20 protein-coding genes are annotated in these 18,154 nt (G+C 41.3%); 15 read left to right on the top strand and 5 right to left on the bottom strand.

The genetic code is table 11. The features are described 5' to 3' along the window. Positions 1-312 precede the first annotated feature (312 nt). Positions 313-918 (top strand): YpmS family protein, encoded by a 606-nt coding sequence (locus BLT_RS0115450; protein ID WP_081599679.1) that lies wholly within the window; start codon positions 313-315, stop codon positions 916-918. Between the two features lie 126 nt (positions 919-1,044). On the opposite strand, the gene BLT_RS0115445 is transcribed toward BLT_RS0115450, so the two are convergent. Beyond that, positions 1,045-1,626 (bottom strand): HTH-type transcriptional regulator Hpr, encoded by a 582-nt coding sequence (locus BLT_RS0115445; RefSeq protein WP_017728677.1) that lies wholly within the window; start codon positions 1,624-1,626, stop codon positions 1,045-1,047. Between the two features lie 189 nt (positions 1,627-1,815). Then, complete coding sequence (locus BLT_RS0115440; protein WP_017728676.1) at positions 1,816-2,166, bottom strand: YtxH domain-containing protein; 351 nt, start codon at positions 2,164-2,166, stop codon at positions 1,816-1,818. Between the two features lie 86 nt (positions 2,167-2,252). On the opposite strand from BLT_RS0115440, the gene BLT_RS0115435 reads away from it, so the two are divergent. Beyond that, the gene (locus tag BLT_RS0115435; RefSeq protein WP_017728675.1) at positions 2,253-2,432 is read left to right on the top strand and encodes a hypothetical protein; all 180 of its coding nucleotides are present in this window, start codon (positions 2,253-2,255) and stop codon (positions 2,430-2,432) included. An 11-nt stretch (positions 2,433-2,443) separates the two neighbouring features. On the opposite strand, the gene serC is transcribed toward BLT_RS0115435, so the two are convergent. Continuing rightward, on the bottom strand, positions 2,444-3,529 hold the full coding sequence (serC, locus tag BLT_RS0115430) for a 3-phosphoserine/phosphohydroxythreonine transaminase (protein WP_017728674.1): 1,086 nt from the start codon (positions 3,527-3,529) through the stop codon (positions 2,444-2,446). A gap of 170 nt (positions 3,530-3,699) precedes the next feature. Continuing rightward, on the bottom strand, positions 3,700-4,128 hold the full coding sequence (locus tag BLT_RS0115425; protein WP_017728673.1) for an HIT family protein: 429 nt from the start codon (positions 4,126-4,128) through the stop codon (positions 3,700-3,702). A 195-nt stretch (positions 4,129-4,323) separates the two neighbouring features. Here BLT_RS0115425 and BLT_RS0115420 point away from each other — a divergent pair, with 195 nt between their 5' ends. From BLT_RS0115420 to BLT_RS0115400, 5 genes are all read left to right on the top strand, one after another. Next, entirely contained in the window at positions 4,324-5,910 is a 1,587-nt protein-coding gene (locus BLT_RS0115420) for a long-chain-fatty-acid--CoA ligase (RefSeq protein WP_017728672.1), read from the top strand. Positions 5,911-6,010: 100 nt separating this feature from the next. Beyond that, positions 6,011-6,508: a PCYCGC motif-containing (lipo)protein gene (locus BLT_RS0115415; protein WP_017728671.1), complete on the top strand. Its 498-nt coding sequence runs from the start codon at positions 6,011-6,013 to the stop codon at positions 6,506-6,508. A gap of 180 nt (positions 6,509-6,688) precedes the next feature. Beyond that, on the top strand, positions 6,689-7,432 hold the full coding sequence (locus tag BLT_RS0115410; RefSeq protein WP_017728670.1) for an ABC transporter ATP-binding protein: 744 nt from the start codon (positions 6,689-6,691) through the stop codon (positions 7,430-7,432). Next, on the top strand, positions 7,429-8,643 hold the full coding sequence (locus BLT_RS0115405; RefSeq protein WP_017728669.1) for an ABC transporter permease: 1,215 nt from the start codon (positions 7,429-7,431) through the stop codon (positions 8,641-8,643). Before BLT_RS0115410 ends, BLT_RS0115405 begins: the two co-directional genes overlap by 4 nt. Before the next feature lie 54 nt (positions 8,644-8,697). Then, positions 8,698-9,444 carry an EcsC family protein gene (locus BLT_RS0115400; RefSeq protein ID WP_017728668.1) on the top strand — a complete coding sequence of 249 codons (747 nt, stop codon included), beginning with the start codon at positions 8,698-8,700 and terminating at the stop codon, positions 9,442-9,444. 175 nt (positions 9,445-9,619) lie between these two features. On the opposite strand, the gene BLT_RS0115395 is transcribed toward BLT_RS0115400, so the two are convergent. Continuing rightward, entirely contained in the window at positions 9,620-10,336 is a 717-nt protein-coding gene (locus BLT_RS0115395) for a cytochrome c biogenesis CcdA family protein (protein ID WP_017728667.1), read from the bottom strand. Between the two features lie 251 nt (positions 10,337-10,587). On the opposite strand from BLT_RS0115395, the gene BLT_RS0115390 reads away from it, so the two are divergent. The 8 genes from BLT_RS0115390 (at position 10,588) to BLT_RS24115 (ending at position 18,000) form a co-directional block, all read left to right on the top strand. Continuing rightward, on the top strand, positions 10,588-10,983 hold the full coding sequence (locus tag BLT_RS0115390; protein ID WP_017728666.1) for a LiaF transmembrane domain-containing protein: 396 nt from the start codon (positions 10,588-10,590) through the stop codon (positions 10,981-10,983). 17 nt (positions 10,984-11,000) lie between these two features. After that, the gene (locus tag BLT_RS0115385) at positions 11,001-11,645 is read left to right on the top strand and encodes a PspA/IM30 family protein (RefSeq protein ID WP_017728665.1); all 645 of its coding nucleotides are present in this window, start codon (positions 11,001-11,003) and stop codon (positions 11,643-11,645) included. A 123-nt stretch (positions 11,646-11,768) separates the two neighbouring features. Further along, positions 11,769-12,635 carry a DUF4097 family beta strand repeat-containing protein gene (locus tag BLT_RS0115380; RefSeq protein ID WP_017728664.1) on the top strand — a complete coding sequence of 289 codons (867 nt, stop codon included), beginning with the start codon at positions 11,769-11,771 and terminating at the stop codon, positions 12,633-12,635. Positions 12,636-12,660: 25 nt separating this feature from the next. Continuing rightward, positions 12,661-13,503 carry a cell wall-active antibiotics response protein LiaF gene (gene liaF / locus BLT_RS0115375; RefSeq protein ID WP_017728663.1) on the top strand — a complete coding sequence of 281 codons (843 nt, stop codon included), beginning with the start codon at positions 12,661-12,663 and terminating at the stop codon, positions 13,501-13,503. Then, positions 13,500-14,558, top strand: a complete 1,059-nt coding sequence (locus tag BLT_RS0115370) for a sensor histidine kinase (RefSeq protein WP_017728662.1) — start codon at positions 13,500-13,502, stop codon at positions 14,556-14,558. The genes liaF and BLT_RS0115370 overlap by 4 nt, the downstream gene beginning before the upstream one ends. After that, positions 14,555-15,187: a response regulator transcription factor gene (locus tag BLT_RS0115365; RefSeq protein WP_017728661.1), complete on the top strand. Its 633-nt coding sequence runs from the start codon at positions 14,555-14,557 to the stop codon at positions 15,185-15,187. The genes BLT_RS0115370 and BLT_RS0115365 overlap by 4 nt, the downstream gene beginning before the upstream one ends. A 414-nt stretch (positions 15,188-15,601) precedes the next feature. Then, positions 15,602-17,752, top strand: a complete 2,151-nt coding sequence (locus tag BLT_RS0115360; protein ID WP_017728660.1) for a transglycosylase domain-containing protein — start codon at positions 15,602-15,604, stop codon at positions 17,750-17,752. A 32-nt stretch (positions 17,753-17,784) separates the two neighbouring features. Then, a complete protein-coding gene (locus tag BLT_RS24115; RefSeq protein ID WP_161603254.1) occupies positions 17,785-18,000 on the top strand; it encodes a hypothetical protein in 216 nt (71 codons plus the stop codon). Positions 18,001-18,154: the final 154 nt, after the last annotated feature.

Here is an 18,154-nt window from a genome sequence, read left to right as displayed (position 1 = left end):
GGAGATTGATTGATTTCTTTTTGTTTACAAGAAAATCATCAAAATGATTAACTTATCTATTACATGGAATAGAAACCATTTCGTATGTTCATTCTTTATAAAAAATGGCGTGAGGAAGGTTCAATTTACTTTAGCAACAAGAGCAACGCCTTCTCCACAAATAAAACCTCTTTCGTAAAAGGGTTTTTAATTGAAACCGGAAATAAAAAATGGGTATAGTAAAGGAGATAAGCGCCAAAGCGATAAACAGATTAGAGGTTCGTTAGCAATAAAAGAGTTCCATCTTGAGTTTAAGAAAATGACTTCAGGAGAATGTCGAAAGCGAGGGGAAGGATGAGAGAAAAATCATTTCCTTGGAAGGGTGCTTTTTTTGTCTTGGTGGCGTTAAATATTACGATGTTTTTTTTGATTTTTATCATTGTACAGCGTTATTTTCCAGCTGTTGACGATACAGAATTTCAACCGTTATCCCATGAAGTTGAAGAGGCGACCTTTCTCATTTCTACAGATAAGCAACGGTTAAATTGGTTACTCTCGCAAGAGCTCAGTTCGGATGATTTTCAATATTCAATTGAATTGACTGATGAAGTGGTGCAATTGCGCTCAAGCTTTCAAGTGTTTTCCCGTGATGTGCCAATAGGCATAAATTTTCTTCCTACCGTTACACAAAATGGCGATTTGCGCCTAGAGGTAGATTCATTCTCTCTTGGTTTATTGGAACTGCCAATTTCGCAAGCCCTTCAGTTTATGAAAGAACTTGCTGATTTGCCAGAATGGATTGAGGTTTATCCTTCAGAAGAGTATGTAATGGTCATGATTTCTAATGTTGAGCTAGAAGAACGGGTATCATTTCGCTTTATCACGTTTGACTTAGAACAAGATCAGGTTGATTTGGAAATGATCGTTTATCCTAAGTGAAGAAATAGGGGCTAGACTTAGCTAGGTCTGCCCCTTTCAAAAGAGGTAGAATAGTGAATAAGCTCATTTAGACGCCATATAACAAACCAAGCGAACCCTATCTGTAGGCTCGCTTGGTTAAGTTTCCTATAAAACGGAAGGCTTTTTGATTTTTTCTACCAGCATTAGTTTTCCGTTTTCTTCAGAGAAATCATTTTCAATTTTTTCAAGTGTCGTTTCAAACATTTCAACAAAGTCAGGGCCGTATATGTGGCGGACAATGCTCATGAGTTCTGAAAATTCTGGGAATTTTCCGTACAGACCTCTGATCGGTAACGCTCCTTCGTAAACACTGTAGGTCGATGGTTGATACGCTTCAAGTGTTTTAACTAGTAAAGCTTTTCCAGAGTCGGTTAGGTCAATGTACGTATTCCGCTTATCATTCTCCCTTTTTGAGAACGTTAAGTAACCACGATCTTCTAATTTTTTTGAGAAATTAAATGCGGTCGATACATGCATCACACCATATTTAGCAATATCTGAAATTGAGGCACCATCTAAATGATAGGCAATCCATAATATATGATGTTCATTAATGTTCAAATCGAACGGTTTAATCCATGCTTGCCAGTCTTTTTCTACTGACTTCCACAATGCTTTGCTTAGTTGAGCCACCTTATGACTAAAAATGACAGATTGCTTTAAGGAGCAAGGGATGTGTTCCTCCAATTTGTTCTCCTCCTATCCTTACGTTAAATCTTTCTCTAATGCACAAATGTTTAAGTAAAACTATTCCCCAATACTTTTTGTTGTTACTATTATGACAAGATTTCTCTTGAAAATAAAGAGAAATATGTGGATTTTTTAAAATTTTTGAAATTAAATTATATAGTGATGTCGCTGATTGAAAGGAAGCAGCTATTTTTTTAGCTGCTTCAGGTCTTCAATACTTTTTTGAAGGTTGTCAATGTCAAACTTTAACTGCTGAATTGTAGGATCGATATCTTTTTTCCAGCTTACAATCGAAGTTTTGACATCTCCGCTTACTTCTTTAAAGGCTTCAGATCCTACCTTTGTCGTATGCTGAACTTGCTCTTTTAGAAGTAGGCTTTGTTCTTTCGCGCGCTGCAAGCTTTCTCGAAAGCTCGCGTATTTCTTTTTACACGTACGCTGGAAGTCTTGCCCTGATGATGGAGTTGCAAGCAATGTGGAAATACCAGCGACAACAGCGCCTGTTACAATTCCCGTTAAAAGAGATTTTCCTCGCATGTTGACCACCTTTCAATCATTGTACATTCATCCCGACCTTCTTTTTTTCCTATTTTTGCATATAGTTAAAGGAAGGAGGGGATGTCATGCACGGGGTTGTATTCTTTTTTGTTTCTGTTTCAATGCTATGTTTGTATGGTGTGATTCATACAATTTCTCTTATCTTTAATAAAAACGGTAATAAGAGACAGTGGATTAGATACAGCTTTGCAATGGGTATCCTTTCACTTGGAACAGCTTTAATGGCTTTTATGTTAATGGGTTAGACGCTAAATGATTATTTCGCGTCTTGCTGAAATTTGCGCATGAACGAAGCAAGTGCTTCGCAAGCTTCTGTCGTTACACCATTATAGATTGAGGCGCGACAGCCACCGATGGAACGATGACCTCCTAAACCGACAAAGCCAGCTTCTTTTGCTTCTGCAAGAAATTGCTGATTTAGCTCTTCACTCGGTAGGTTGAATGTTACATTCATGTACGAACGGCTTTCTTTCTCAGCATGACCCTTGTAGAAGCCATTGCTTTCATCAATCACCGTATAAAGCAGTTCAGCTTTGTTTCGGTTACGGTCAGCGATCGCTTCTGTTCCTCCAACGTCTTTTACCCAACGCAAGGTTTGTGTCAGCATATAAATGGCGAACGTCGGTGGTGTGTTGTATAAAGAATTTGAATCTGCATGTGTTGTATAACGAAGCATTGTCGGTACATGATCAACGTTTCTCTCAAGGAGCTCTTTTCGTATAATAACAACTGTTACCCCAGAAGGACCTAAATTCTTTTGCGCACCAGCGTAAATAAGATCAAAGTTTTCGATCGGGATTGGGCGCGACAAAATATCACTGGACATATCGGCAATCAGTGGTGCATGTCGAACGGAAGGGAAAGACTGCCACTGTGTGCCATAAATGGTATTGTTCGAGGTGATATGAACATACGCATCATTGTCGTTATACGTTAAAGATTTTGGATTTGGTATGGACGTGTACTTATCTTCCTTGGTGGATGCAGCGACAGCCGTTTCACCAAAAAAGCTTGCTTCTTTCTTCGCTTTTTCTGACCAAGATCCAGTCAGGACATAATTACCGATTTTCCCCTTATCTAAAAAATTCATTGGGATCATCGCAAATTGCAAGCTAGCTCCGCCTTGTAAAAAGAGCACCTCATAGTTATCTGGAATATGCAATAGCTCTCTGAGAAGCCGGCCAGCTTCGTTATGGACTTCCTCATATTCCTTACTACGGTGACTTAGTTCCATGACTGACATGCCAGTATTTCGGAAATTAACCAGTTCAGACTCGGCTTTTTGAAGAACTTCAATTGGTAACGCTGAAGGACCAGCATTGAAATTATATGCTCGCTCCATACTCTCCACTCCTTTATCTCTTTAACACATTAATGTGTTTAAATAATAGTCTTATCGTACCATGAAACGACCTTCTAAGAAATTGTTATTTTCACCTTTCAGAAAGTTTGAAACAAAAACAAAAGTACCCGTTAAAAATAACCATTTAAAATACAAAAACAGGACACGTCTTAGAGATGAGTCATGATTTTTTTAGACAAATCTTGTAAATCTTCTCCGCTATACTGATTGCTATGGTCTTTCCAGACAGCGCCAAAGCCATCTCCCTGTCCATAACGAGGAATCAGGTGAAGGTGATAATGAAATACGGTTTGTCCAGCGGCCTCGCCGTTGTTGTTCACAACATTTAATCCAAGCGGCGAAAATTCTGTTTTTAAGGCGTTAGCAATCTTTGGAACTACCGAGAATAAATGTTTTGCCGTATCTGTGGAAAGCTCAAAAATGTTCTCTTCATGGACTTTCGGAATAAGTAGCGTGTGACCTTTCGTTACTTGACTGATATCAAGAAAAGCCATCACTTGTTCATCTTCATAAACTTTTGCTGATGGAATTGCACCTTCTACTATTTTACAAAAAATACAATCTGGATCAAACGACATTATGCCTCATCCTCTCAACCAATTTCTTTTAGAATACAGAGTGCTCGTCTTTGTTGCAAGTTGTCATACCTCGTCCAATGTTGTTTTATAACAGTTTATTCAAATGAAAAAGAGACTAACACAGATAAAATGGTTGTGCTATAATTATTATTGAAAGATTGTGATAAATCAATCATTTTAAGGGGGGGTTCCTTCATGCATGTACCATTAATATTGACTGATTTCTTGGATCGAGCTGTCGAGCTTTACGGAGAAAAGCTAGCGATTATTGAGGACGAGCGTTCCCTTACTTATGCCGAGCTAGGAAAGCGTGTGAATCAACTTTCTAATGGTTTGAAAGCGCTTCAAATCCAGAAAGGGGATAAGGTCGCTTATTTGGCACCAAATACGATAGAGATGCTTGAGGGGTTTTATGGTGCTTTTCAAGTTGGAGCGGTTATGACTCCATTAAATACACGCTTAAAGCCTGAAGATTACCTTTTTATTTTAAATCATAGTGAGAGTCAGGTTTTGTTTGTTGATAAGGAGCTTTACCCTCTTGTGGAGCCCATTTTAGATCAGTTGACGTCTTTACGAGAAATTATTGTTCATGGTACGAAGGAAGATGGTCCGAATTACAAAAGCTACAATCAATGGCTTCGTCAATTCCCTTCAAGAAATTTTGAACGAGTTCAGTTAGAAGAGACAGATATTGCGAGCCTTCTTTATACGAGTGGAACGACTGGAAACCCAAAAGGAGTCATGCTGACTCATCGGAGCAATTATTTGCATGCTTTATCCACACAGCATCATCTGCGTGTCAGCGATTCAGATGTTTTATTGCATGTGTTACCAATGTTTCATGTGAATGGATGGGGCTCTCCTTTTTACTATACAGCGAATGGAGCAACTCAAGTTATGCTCCGAAAAGTTGACGCAAAGAGCATTTTTGAAAAAATTGAAAAGCATGATATTACCATCGCCCATATGGCTCCTACGGTTTTGAATATGCTGCTTGAATACCAGAAGATGAATGAGCTTCCTGTTAAGAAGGGGATGCGGATTGTGATTGCCGGTTCTGCACCACCACCTGCTTTTGTTATTCGGGTCGAGGAGGATTTAGGATGGGAATTCATCCATGTCTATGGTATGACCGAAATATCTCCACTGATTACAACCTCCCAGATTCGCTCTCACCATAAACATTTTCCAAAAGACAAGCAGCACCTTTTAAAAGCAAAAACAGGATATTCAATGATCGGCTCAAAAGTAAAAGTTGTGGATGAACAAGGGAAGCCTGTTCCCCCAGATGGAAAAACAATTGGAGAAATTATTACTCGAACAAACGGGATGATGGAGGGTTATTGGAAAAATCCAGAAGCGACAGCGAGTACGATTCGAAATGGCTGGCTTTACACAGGTGATATGGCAATTGTTGAGGAGAACGGCTATATTGAGATTGTCGATCGTAAAAAGGATGTTATTATCAGTGGGGGAGAAAATATTTCTTCCATTGAGGTAGAAGGTGTGCTGTATCATCATCCTGCTATCTTGGAAGCGGCAGTTGTCGCTGTTCCTCATGAAAAATGGGGAGAGGTTCCACATGCAGTCGTTGTTGTTCGCGAGGGGTTCCAATTAACAGAGGAAGAAGTTATCGAATTTGCTCGGAGCAGGCTTGCCCATTTTAAGGCGCCTAAATCTGTCACCTTTACAACAGGCCTTCCGAAAACGGCGTCAGGAAAAATTCAAAAAGTTCAAATTCGTAAGGAATTTTGGGGAGAGCAGACTCGCTTTGTTAACTAAATAATGGGATGGACTGTCACAAAGTTGAAACGGATGGTAAACAGAGAGCATGCTATAATTAAAGCGTTCAAAATACGCCTATTAGTAGGAGTGAACGTCGATGAATAAGCTTGCCATACTTGTTTTACTATTTGGATTCATGATTCCTATCTCAGGCTGTCAAAATGCTCAAGTAACAGAGGAAGAGGAGCATGATGGTCATCATTCAATGATGATGGGTGATATCCAGGAAACAACCGCTTCAGCAGAAGTGCTTCCTACATTTTTAGATGACTACCATGAATCGATTACCCCGATTTATGAACGGGTGCCACACTATCAGGATTTATTAGAAACAATGCCTTGTTACTGTGGTTGTGGAGAATCAGTGGGTCATCGAAGTAGCTACGACTGCTTTGTTCATGCTCAGACTGAAGATGGGGAGATTACGTGGGATGATCACGGAGCAAAGTGTGGAGTCTGTCTTGAAATTGCCCATGCATCGATGAACCTTTATGATGAAGGAATGTCACCACAGGATATCCGTCAGCTCATTGATAAAACATACTCAGAAGGCTACGCACCACCCACAGCTACACCAATGCCAGAAGATGTATGATAAAAAGCAGACTCATGACGAGTCTGCTTTTTGATTTCTCGTCAAAGCTTGTGAGGAGTCATCTCTGAAAAATTGGAGAAAATGATTAGGTATAAAGAAAAATGAAGGTTTTGTAGAGGCAAAACTGGTCAAAGAAAGAAAAGGTTTGATACGATAGAAAGGTAAAAGGAGGAAGATGGGATGGAAGAGCGGATTAAAGTGGAAGGGCTGACAGGTGGGTACCACCCAAGAAAACCTGTTCTTCACGATGTGAATTTTTCAATTTATGAACAAGAAATTGTTGGATTAATTGGCTTAAATGGTGCAGGGAAGAGCACGACCATTAAGCATATTCTTGGGTTAATGACTCCGCAAAAGGGGACGATTCAAGTAGAGGGAACAACGATTCAGGAAAATAAGGATGCCTATCGACGCGCATATACGTACATCCCTGAAATGCCAATTTTATATGATGAGCTAACGCTTTGGGAGCATATGAGATTAACGGCTCTTTCTTACGGCATCGATGAAACGGATTTTACAGAGCGAGCTCATCGACTGTTAAAGGAATTCAAAATGGAGAAGATGAAAAATTGGTATCCAAGCCATTTTTCCAAAGGGATGAGGCAGAAGGTGATGATCATTTGCGCCTTTCTTGTAGAACCTCCTGTTTATATTGTTGATGAACCAATCGTTGGTTTGGACCCACTTGGCATTCAGTCCTTTTTAAATTTAATTTCAGAAATGAAAAGCCGAGGGGCGGCGGTGCTTATGTCAACCCATATTCTTGCAACTGCAGAACGATACTGTGATCGATTTATCATTTTACATAAAGGACAAGTTGTGTTGAATGGAACACTGGAAGAGATGCGAGCTCAGCTTCAGATGCCAACTGCAACCCTTGATGAGATTTACATCGAGATGACAAAGGACGATGACGAATGATGAATGGAGGGACAATTTGGCGTGAACGAGTCAGTGCATATTGGAACGAAGCCATTCGTTACTTACGATTAATTGGCAATAGTGGCTTTTTATTTACGGTATATGTGCTTATCATTTTAGGGAGCTATTATTATAGTTTGTTGCTGGATTGGCTACCTGAAACCTTTCCTGCAATTGTGGTATTTACAGTCGTGTTCACTTGGCTGCTTTCGAGAAGTCCGGTTCGTACATTTGTGAAGGAGGCTGATTCAGTTTTTCTTCTCCCGTACGAAGGAAAGCTTGACCGATATTTTTTTAACTCAAGGATTTATTCCTACATCTTGCAAAGCTTTATCCTTGCACTCGTTTTGTTGGTTCTTTCACCCTTATACTTTCAATATCTAGGAGAGGGAGGTCGTGATTTTTGGAGCGTCCTGTTCGCGCTTGTAATCATGAAAGGGATCAATCTTTGGATGAGCTGGGCTGAACAACGATTACAAACGGATGTGGAAAAACGACAGCACCTTAGTTTGCGTATCGTCGTAAATGGAGTGTTTGTCTATCTTTTATTTGTCCAAGCAGGACTGCTATATGTTTTAGCAGTTATTGTGATTGCGCTTCTTCTCTTTGTAGGCTATTTCCGACGAATCGAAAAAAACCGTACGCTAAAATGGGAGCATTTAATTAAGCTAGAGCAAAGAATGGTGATGTTTTTTTATCGAATTGCCAATACTTTTACCGATGTACCCCAATTAAAAAATCAAATAAAACCAAGAAGCTACGCTGCATTTCTGCTTCCTCTCTTATCAAGGAATGATAAAAGCACGTATGGGTTCCTTTATGCACGAACCTTTTTACGGGCAAATGATTATTTTGGAATTTATGTCCGTCTGCTTATTATTTCAGTGATCATGATGGCGATTTTACCAGATGGCTGGCAGCCTCTTGTGTTTTTATTGTTTCTCTATATGGCTGGTTTGCAGATCTCCACCTTGCAAAATCATTATGAAACAAAAATATGGATCGACTTATATCCTGTTTCTGACCAGGAGAAAAAAGCTGCTTTTTCAAGCTTGGTGCTCCGCTTGCTCCTTGTCATGACTTTGGTAAATGGATTGACGCTTTTTCTTGCTTCAACTTTACTTATTGGCGCCGTTGCTATGATTGCAGGAGGGATTTTCAGCTATGTCTATTGTACCCGCTTAGTTTTTCGTCAGAAGAAACAGTCATAAATCGTGAAAAGACTGCATGGTATGGTAGCAGGAAAGGTTAAATGAGGTGATGATTTGTCTGTTTATAAAGAACAGGTCGTCGACGAGCTTTCAAGATGGAAGCGAAAAATGATGAAACGCCAGTCAATGACCGGACGTTATGCGAAAAAAATTCAGACGAAAGTCAATCAGTTTGTCCCTGAAAAAGTTCATACCGTCGTTACAACAAGTGTGAAAAATATGGTCCATGCAACATTAATAGGATCGGAATATACGGCTAAAAAGCAGCCCCTCCTTGAGGGAAACCTTCAAGAACGGGAGGAATTCATTCAGCAGACCATCGAACGTTATAAAAAAACCGCAGCGGCTGAAGGGGCAGGTACAGGTGTTGGTGGTATCTTTCTAGGGCTCGTTGATTTTCCCCTTTTGCTGGGAATTAAAATGAAAATGCTCTTCGATATTGCAAGTCTGTACGGTTTTGATGTGAAAGACTACCGGGAGCGCCTTTTTGTCCTTCATCTTTTTCAGCTCGCTTTTTCTAGTGAGGAAAAGAAAAAAGAGGTATTTGAGTTGATTGAAAACTGGGAGGACTACGTGAAACAATTCCCAGAGAGGAAGGAATATTTAAAACAACTAGATTGGAAATCATTCCAGCTTGAATATCGCGATCATATTGATTTGCCGAAGCTATTCCAATTAATTCCTGGCTTTGGGGCGATTGTTGGTGCGACTGTGAACTATCACTTTCTTGACGTACTTGGAGAAACCGCGAAAAATGGATACCGAATGCGTATTCTTGAGCAAAAAGCATTACCAATGTAATGCGGAGGGTTATAAGCGGTTGTTCTTCCTCGAGGGATGTTAAGAAGAGCATCAGGTGGCTACCTTTCATAAAAGTGACGAGAACGAAAGGGCAGTTTTTCTTACCCTGTTCGGAACCCTTAGCGCAGAAAACCCCTTATTCCTCTTATTAGACAGGAAAGGGGTTTTTGTTTTATTAAAAATTAAAAGGGACAAATCGTGCAAAATAGGCAGAAATGACACGGAACTGACCTGTGAATAGCAAAATTCCAAGGATGACCATAATGAGTCCGCTCGCTTTTTGAATCTTTGGTAGCCATCTATTTAACCGACGCATCTTATGAAGAGAACGTGACCATAGAAGAGCAACAAGGATAAATGGAATGCCTAGACCAATTGAGTAAATGAGAAGCATGAACATCCCTGTCCACATCGTGTTTGCTTGACTTGCCAAAATTAAGATGGATGAAAGAACGAGACCGATGCATGGGGACCAGCCTGTTCCAAATAAAAAGCCGAGCATGACTGAACCAGCAAAGCTCGATGATTTTTTTGGCTTTGTCGCAATTCTTTTTTCACTTAAAAGCATCCGCAGAGAAATAATCCCCATCATTTGTAACCCGAATACAGTAATAACGATCCCGCCAATTTGCTCTAATAAAAGACGATTTCCCCAAAATAGCTGACCAATAAAGGTGGATGATGCACCGAGTAATAGGAAAATAAGTGTAAATCCAAGAATAAATCCGCTGCTGCGAGAAAGAATTAATCTCCGATCAGCAACAATCGCATCCCCTGATACCGTTGACCCGGTTAATTGAGCCAAATATGCAGGCATTAAAGGGAAAATACAAGGGGATAAAAACGAAACAATTCCGGCAAGAAAAGCAAGCCAGATTGTAACCTCTGTCATATCTAGCACCTCCAAGCATCTCTACTTTAACAAAGTATGACTGCTAAAACCATTCATATTCTATCATGTCTCATTCTATTATAGCGAATCATGCGCAAAGGCTCTTTGAAAATAACAAAGGTTCATAAAAAGGACATAGGTCTGAGTAAGAACTCCGTCTTGGGGCTGAGATAAAACCATGCTCTAGTGCGTTATCGAAACGCTTCCCCTTCTCTACAATAAAAGTAGTTAAAGAAAAGGAGGGATGGTAAATGAAGCGAACTGGTAAGGTGATTGGTGGTGTTTTTCTCGTATTGATTGGTGCTAGCATGCTTTTTGGGATGCTTGGCATTCACTTAGGAGGATTAGCAAGTGTGGTAATTGGGGCGTTGCTGCTTTATTGGGGTTATGCGAAGTGGCAAGAGAAAGACGAGCTTACGTTTACAAGTATTTTACTGATGGGATTAGGTGGAATTGTTCTATTTGGCGGAATTGGTGGTGTGATTAGCTTAGCCATTGCTGCGCTTTTCATTTATGGGGGCTATCGTCTGCTTAAACGTCACAGTGACGACGCGGATTTGGATTTTGAAGCGGATGAAAGACCGACGACACGAGCCTTTGATTCAATTGATGATGAATTCGCCCGAATGATGAAAAAATACGATTAATTAGGAGGAAAGACAAGATGGTAATGAAACGAATTCGAAACGTGGTTATGGCTTCCATTCATGAAGGGTTAGATAAAATTGAAGAGCCAGTGATGATGCTCAATCAATATATGCGTGATGTGCAAGCAGAAATGAAGCGTGCGGAAGCGGCGATTGAAAAGCAAAAAAAGCTTCATCTTTCATTAGAACGTGATTACCAGGAAGCGATCGAATTGAAAGAGCGTCGAGATAAGCAAGCGGAGGCAGCTTTAAAAGCTGGGGAAGAGGATTTAGCGAAACGAGCGCTTTATTCAAAGAAAGCAGCGGCTGAACAAGTAAACCGCTATCAAGCTTTACTTGAAAAAAGCAAGGCTCATGTTCATCAATTACGGCTCCAGCTTGAAGACATGGAAGTGAAGTATGAAAAGCTTCGGGATAAAAAACGAGAATTGGTTCTTCGGGCACAAGCATCTAAAGCGAACGCTCAGATGAATCGAACAGCGGCGGCATTTTCCATCAAAAATGCAGAAGAAGAATTTTTAAGAGTTGAGGAGAGGATTGTGGATACGGAGCTATATGAAACAAATAGGAGAACGTCTCAAGGGTTTTCAAGAGAGTTTGAGCAAGAGGTTGAAAATGAATTTGAGGCGCTAAAAGCGAAAGTGGCGTCTGCTCAATCATAAATTGTAAAGCATGCTGATTCCTTGGAAATATTTAATGCTAGGGGAGACGCGTTCATTCATGACCCAATGTAAGCTTGGCGTTACGCCAAGCTTACATTATCATAGAAATGGGGGTGGGGAAAAATGAAAAAAGTAGCTGGAATTCTTTTAATTGGAATTGGTATCATCTTAGTGCTTGTAAATATTCCAGTAATTTTCAGTGGCTGGGGGAAAGAATCGTCTGGAGGTTATGCTGCGGAGCTCATCGATGGTAAGGAGCATGTCTTCATTCGTAGCACAAGTCTTAATCTTGAAGTAGTTCCAACAGCTGAAGAAGAGCTAACAGTTCAGTTAGAGGATACGAGGAACGGAGAATACGAGCTTGTAAAAAACAGTCGGGGTCATCGTGTGGAGTTTGAAGTAAGAGAACCGTCCTTCCGCTTTTTCTCGTTTCTTTTTTTTCGAGCTGATCCAAAGGTTGTCGTTTCAATACCCGAATCTTATCAAGAAACTCTTGAATTGAGGTCAGTATCAGGAGATATTTATATCAACGGAAATGACCGACTAAAAACATTAACGATTAAAACGGTCTCAGGCGATGTTCTGGGAGAAAGGTTTTTTGCAGAACAACTTGATTTTTCGAGCACATCAGGTGATCTTTTTCTGAATGATGTTCAAACAACGAATGGGAAGATGGATTCTACTTCAGGTGATGTGGTTGTGAAAACCTATCAAGGGAATCTAATGAGCAAGTCCGTCTCAGGAGACATCCTTGTTACGTATCAAGGTGAGAATGGAGATGGACGATTTGAAACGGTGTCTGGAGATGTTCGTCTAACCTATCCTGAGCCTAATTTTACGCTTTCCACGCAAACGATTTCAGGTGATATCCTCATTCAGCATTCGATTCAAGGCTCAAATCAACAATCGCAATCGGTTTCTGGTACAATAGGAGCGGGGTTGTATACGGTAGATGTGAAAACAACATCAGGTGATGTAATCATTAATTAAAAAGAAGTGGGAGGGGGCAATGAGAATGAGTAAGCAAACGCTATTAGGCATTATCATCGTTATGATCGGATTAACCATACTACTTGAAGCGTTTCGCTTTTCAATTGATCTTTTGGTGATTCCCCTCATCTTCCTACTGCTCGGCCTCTTTTTTTACCGGCGACAGCACCGGTTGCTAAGTATTGTTTTTTTTATTTTGGGTGCAGCAATCTTATTTGACCGGCTGTTTCACGTCAATCTCTTTGGCCTTTTGTTTGCAGGAGCGATTGTCTACTATGGTGTAAAGCTCCTTGGTGGAAAAGATACAGAGAAACAAGATAAGAAGAAAGCACGAAGGAGAGAAAGAAAAAAAGCAAACAAACGTGATCAGGATAAAGAGCAATGGTACCAAGAAGAAGAAGGTGATCGTCCTGTTTCCCAAGATGAAACCTTTTCATTCCATCGAAGTGAAACTGAAACGAAAAAGGATGAAAAAAAACAGGAAACCATTTATGTTTCACCTTCGATGCGTCGTAGCTTAATTGGGGAAATCCATTACGTTCATGACCAGTTTGAACTTCAAGATACAACAATTTGGAATGGAATTGGCGATGTGAAAATGGACTTCTCAAAGGCAATTATCCCAGAAGGTGAAACAGTTGTGATTATTCAGGAAGTGATCGGAAATATTCACCTTTTTGTACCTGAGGATCTAGCCGTATCGATTCAAGCGTCCACATGGATAGGAGAGATCTCTCTGTTTCAGCGCAAGCAAAGTGGCTTCAATCAGACGATAAGCATTGCGACGAAGGAGTATAAACAATCACCGAGGCGATTAAAGCTAGTGATTTCGACAGGGATTGGCGAAGTGAAGGTGAGAGCCGTATGAACAAGCGACGTCTTACCCAGCTCCAGTGGCAATTTGTCCGCAACAGTCTGATTGTCAGCTTTTTTACAGGTCTTTTTATTGTCGTCATTGTGACATATCATGACCCTCGTGGCTTGGCTGTATTACTTGAACAAAAGCTGATGGGTCTCCCATTAGTTGTCCTAATTCTTATTGTCATTGTTGCAACTGGACTGATTGCCGGTGTGATTCAATTCATGCCCTTAAAAAAGCGTTTGGATCAGCTGCTGCACAGTGTGATGCTTTTTGAGAGGGGAACCTTTTCACATCGCATTGACCTTGATGGAGAGGACGAAATTCGCGAATTGGCTGAGCGCCTAAATCGGATGGCGGAGAGAGTGGAGGAGCAAGTCGCATCCTTGCAGCGGCTTTCGTCCGAACGAGTCCGTATGCAAGAAACGGTAAAAAAAGCGGCTGTAACAGAAGAGCGGCAACGTCTCGCCCGTGACCTTCATGATGCGGTCAGCCAACAATTGTTTGCCATTTCTATGATGACGGCAGCCGTCAAGCAGGGCTTTGATGGGGCAAGTGAGGGGACAAAAAAACAAATCACAATGGTGGAACAGATGGCCAATACAGCACAGGCGGAAATGAGGGCGCTTCTGTTACACCTTCGACCTGCTCATTTAGAAGGAAAAAGCCTAAAAGAAGGCATGATTAGCCTGTTTAAGGAATTAGAGCAAAAGCATGGCTTAAAAGTAACAAGCCGTATGGATGCTGTTGACCATTTGCCCAAAGGCATTGAAGACCATTTATTTCGAATTGTTCAAGAAGCGATTTCGAATATACTGCGTCATGCGAAAGCCTCCCATGTAGAAATCCAGCTAAGAAAGTCGGAAAATCAAGTACGGATGAAATTGATTGATAACGGTATTGGTTTTGATTTGGCTGAAAAAAAACACGGGTCTTATGGACTTCAAACGATGCGTGAACGAATGAATGAGGTTGGAGGCGTTCTTGACATTGTTTCTGTCCCAGAAAAGGGGACACAGCTCGAAGCAAAAATACCTGTTGCGTGGAAGGGGGAAGCTAGATGATTCGTGTCGTTCTCATTGATGACCACGAAATGGTAAGAATGGGTCTCGCCGCTTACTTAGGAACCCAGCCTGATATTGAGGTGATCGGAGAAGCGAGTGACGGTAAGGAGGGTGTTCGTCTTGTTCTCGATAAAAAGCCTGATGTCGTTCTCATGGATCTTGTGATGGAGAAAATGGATGGAATTGCGGCCACTTCACAAATCATGAAGGAAACAAGTGAAGTCAAAGTAATTGTGTTAACGAGTTTTATTGATGATGAGAAGGTGTATCCAGTGATAGAAGCTGGTGCATTTAGCTATTTGTTAAAAACATCTTCTGCAGCAGACATCGCTCGTGCGATTCGTTCCGCCTCAAAGGGAGAACCTGTTGTTGAAGCCCGAGTCACAAATAAAATGATGGAACGAATGCGGGCACCAAAAGAGACAGCGCCTCATTTGGAGCTAACACCTCGAGAGCTTGAGGTCTTTTATCTAGTAGGAGAAGGGAAAAGCAATCAAGAAATTGCCGAAGCACTTTTTATCGGCATTAAGACGGTCAAGACCCATGTGAGCAACATCTTACATAAGCTCCAGCTTGAAGATCGAACACAAATTGCCATCTACGCTCATCGGCATGGGCTTGTAAAATAACGCTAGACCGTAATACTCTCGGTCTAGCGTTATTTCTTTAAAAGATAAGATAGGACAACATTTTAATGCTGTCTAATTCCAGTGGCTAAACAAGGCACCTGCGCTTTTCATATTAAGGATTGCTGAGCTTGTTTTGTTTATTAGACATGAGATGTGTTAAGACAATGGACAGACAAGGAAAATTGATTGGTCCTTGGATTCCTTCTTTGCATAATTTGTTGAAACCTGTCATTGGGTCGTTCGTATAGTTATCTTAGCCGTGCTTTCTTTTATCTACTTTCTTGCTTACTGTCTTTCTGTCTACTATCATTGTAAACCATGCACAGCATTCTATTTTCATCTTCTGAATGAAGACTGTCGATAGAAGCGCGAACGGACGGGCATACTTTAGGTACAATGGTGGAAAGGAGTTGAATGAAGCTGAAGAAAAAAATCTTTATCGGGCTTGTAACCATACTTTCAACAATATTGTTTGGTCTCATAGGTTATTTATTTATTCTTTTAGCTGGTCATTATGTCATTGATGATCAAAAGCTTGTTATGGATGCAACGACCTCATTAGTGGATGAGGAAGGAGATTTGGTCACGAAGCTTTATGTTGAAAATCGTGAAATAATATCGTTAGTGGATGTTCCTCAGCATGTACAGGATGCTTTTATTGCGATAGAGGACGCGCGATTTTATGAGCATCAAGGAATCGATTTTCGTGCGATTGGTCGTGCGTTGTACCGTGATATTCTAGCAGGTGCAAAAGTTGAAGGTGGGAGCACAATTACTCAACAGCTAGCGAAGAATGTTTTTCTCACTCACGATAAATCTTGGCTTCGAAAAACAAAAGAAGTATTAATCGCGATAAATTTAGAGCGTCGATACAGTAAAAATGAAATTTTAGAAATGTACTTAAACCGAATTTACTTTGGACATGGTGCTCATGGAATTCAAGCGGCATCAAAGCTCTATTTTGATAAAGAAGTGAATGACTTAACCGTTGAAGAGGGAGCCTTGCTCGCGGGCTTGCCGAAAGGACCAAATGCCTATTCACCGATTAATAATCCTGAACGGAGCAAGCAACGACGTGATTTAGTTCTTTCAGTCATGGAGCGGCAAGGCTACCTACGTGCGGACGAAGCGGTACGCTTGCAAGGGAAAACCGTTCAAGTTGAACTGAATGAAGTAACGGAAAACGAAGCGTACTTAACGTACATTGATATGGTCATCGATGAGGCAGAGGCACGCTTTGGACTTTCAAATGAAGAATTTTTAACAGGTGGTTATAAGGTCGTTGTGCCGATTGACCGTGACGTTCAGGAAGCCTCTTTTAAATTGATGCGAAATGATCAGTATTATCCTAATGGCAATAAGGACGCAGAGGCTGCCTATGTGTTAATGGATACGAATAGTGGCGGTGTCCTTGCTGTTCAAGGCGGTCGTGAATATGTTCGCTTAGGGTTAAATCGAGTGAATGTCAAACGTCAGCCAGGCTCTACTTTCAAGCCACTCGCTGTTTATGCTCCTGCTTTAGAAGAGGGAGACTATCATCCTTATTCTCTTCTAAAAGATGAACAAGTAAGCTATGACGGCTATACCCCACGTAATAGCAATCAACAGTATATGGGGAAAATGACGATGTATGACGCGATTACCCATTCGGCGAACGCTCCTGCCGTTTGGCTTTTGAATGAGCTAGGTGTAGATAGAGCTCTTTCCTATTTGGAGCGGCAAGGCTTCACCCTTCCAGACAAAGGCCTTGCTCTAGCTCTTGGTGGTCTTGAAACAGGTGTCACACCGTTTGAGCTAGCAAAAGCATATGGATCGCTTGCCAATGGAGGGAAAGAAGTCAACCCATACTTTATCGAGGAAATTTATGATCGTAACGGAAATAAGCTGGAGAAGCCCACGGTGGAAGAGGAGAAAATTTTCTCACCACAAACGGCTTGGTCGATGACGCGGATGCTCGAGTCTGTTGTAAAAGAGGGAACGGGTCAGCAAGCTAATGGAGTGGGAGCACTTGCTGGGAAAACAGGAACAACTTCTTACACAACCGTTGACGATGCCGCAATGGACGCATGGTTCGTCGGTTATACACCAGAAGTTGTCGGCGCACTTTGGATGGGGTATGACGTTACGTCAGAGGACCGCTATTTACGTGGAGGAAGCTCTTATCCAGCTGCCCTTTTTCGAGCGATTCTTGATGAAGGACCTCAGTCTTTACAGGCTTCAGCCTTCCAAAAGCCTAATGGAGTTGAAGAACTCCTTCCTCCTGTTCGTTTAGTCACCGTTGATGATCTTACAGCGACCTTGACGATGGGAGGCTCTCGACTAATGAGCATTAAATTGGAATGGAGCGGCTCTGAGGATGAGCGTCTTAATTACGACATTTATGAGATCAATGGCGACAGGAGAAAAAAAGTTGGTACCATTGCTGGAGAGGAAGAATACCTTGTTTCAAGTGTGAATGTCTTTTCATTGAAGGAATACCAAGTCGTTCCTCATGATCCGCTGACTGGGCAAGAAGGGGAGCCGTCTAATATTGCAGATGTGAATTTTAGGTTAGGTTTTAACTAAGCAGAGACATAAACATAAGGTGCTAGGGTATCATGCAAAGAAAAATAGTGATAACGGATAATGGGCTGGGACAAAAGAGTTTTTTTGAAGAGAAATCCGAACGTCATGGTCGTTGCTGCCTCGCATTCGCTTCGGAAATACCTTTCGCTTTCCGCGGGCGGCTGGTGAGCCTCCTCGTGCTTTTTGCACTGCGGGGTCTCACCCTTGTCTTTGATCCCGAAGGAGTCTACGTCTATTTCCGCCGCTAAGGTTGTGCATTGTTCGCATTTTCAATCATACACGTTCGTTATGTCCCAGCCTCTCTATCCCGTTGTTGGCAAGAATTTTGATTTAAGAAACAAAAAAACATCAAAGCTGTCTAGTGTAATGTGCCAGCGGATCTAGGTCGCTTCGACATCTCCT

It is taken from the genome of Halalkalibacterium ligniniphilum (assembly GCF_000334155.1).
GTDB classification, from domain to species: domain Bacteria; phylum Bacillota; class Bacilli; order Bacillales; family Bacillaceae_D; genus Halalkalibacterium; species Halalkalibacterium ligniniphilum.
The sequence above is the reverse complement of the archived record's forward strand: the minus strand, read 5'-3'. Positions and strand labels throughout refer to the sequence as shown.

Excerpts from the sequence above, each read along its gene's own strand:
- BLT_RS0115380 (WP_017728664.1), top strand. The coding sequence starts at position 11,769 with ATGAAAAAAGTAGCTGGAATTCTTTTAATTGGAATTGGTATCATCTTA.
- BLT_RS0115435 (WP_017728675.1), top strand. The coding sequence starts at position 2,253 with ATGCACGGGGTTGTATTCTTTTTTGTTTCTGTTTCAATGCTATGTTTG.
- serC (WP_017728674.1), bottom strand. The coding sequence starts at position 3,529 with ATGGAGCGAGCATATAATTTCAATGCTGGTCCTTCAGCGTTACCAATT.
- BLT_RS0115450 (WP_081599679.1), top strand. The coding sequence starts at position 313 with ATGTCGAAAGCGAGGGGAAGGATGAGAGAAAAATCATTTCCTTGGAAG.
- BLT_RS0115360 (WP_017728660.1), top strand. The coding sequence starts at position 15,602 with ATGAAGCTGAAGAAAAAAATCTTTATCGGGCTTGTAACCATACTTTCA.
- BLT_RS24115 (WP_161603254.1), top strand. The coding sequence starts at position 17,785 with ATGCAAAGAAAAATAGTGATAACGGATAATGGGCTGGGACAAAAGAGT.
- BLT_RS0115405 (WP_017728669.1), top strand. The coding sequence starts at position 7,429 with ATGATGAATGGAGGGACAATTTGGCGTGAACGAGTCAGTGCATATTGG.
- BLT_RS0115395 (WP_017728667.1), bottom strand. The coding sequence starts at position 10,336 with ATGACAGAGGTTACAATCTGGCTTGCTTTTCTTGCCGGAATTGTTTCG.
- BLT_RS0115370 (WP_017728662.1), top strand. The coding sequence starts at position 13,500 with ATGAACAAGCGACGTCTTACCCAGCTCCAGTGGCAATTTGTCCGCAAC.
- BLT_RS0115365 (WP_017728661.1), top strand. The coding sequence starts at position 14,555 with ATGATTCGTGTCGTTCTCATTGATGACCACGAAATGGTAAGAATGGGT.
- BLT_RS0115415 (WP_017728671.1), top strand. The coding sequence starts at position 6,011 with ATGAATAAGCTTGCCATACTTGTTTTACTATTTGGATTCATGATTCCT.
- BLT_RS0115440 (WP_017728676.1), bottom strand. The coding sequence starts at position 2,166 with ATGCGAGGAAAATCTCTTTTAACGGGAATTGTAACAGGCGCTGTTGTC.
- liaF (WP_017728663.1), top strand. The coding sequence starts at position 12,661 with ATGAGTAAGCAAACGCTATTAGGCATTATCATCGTTATGATCGGATTA.
- BLT_RS0115390 (WP_017728666.1), top strand. The coding sequence starts at position 10,588 with ATGAAGCGAACTGGTAAGGTGATTGGTGGTGTTTTTCTCGTATTGATT.
- BLT_RS0115425 (WP_017728673.1), bottom strand. The coding sequence starts at position 4,128 with ATGTCGTTTGATCCAGATTGTATTTTTTGTAAAATAGTAGAAGGTGCA.
- BLT_RS0115420 (WP_017728672.1), top strand. The coding sequence starts at position 4,324 with ATGCATGTACCATTAATATTGACTGATTTCTTGGATCGAGCTGTCGAG.
- BLT_RS0115385 (WP_017728665.1), top strand. The coding sequence starts at position 11,001 with ATGGTAATGAAACGAATTCGAAACGTGGTTATGGCTTCCATTCATGAA.
- BLT_RS0115410 (WP_017728670.1), top strand. The coding sequence starts at position 6,689 with ATGGAAGAGCGGATTAAAGTGGAAGGGCTGACAGGTGGGTACCACCCA.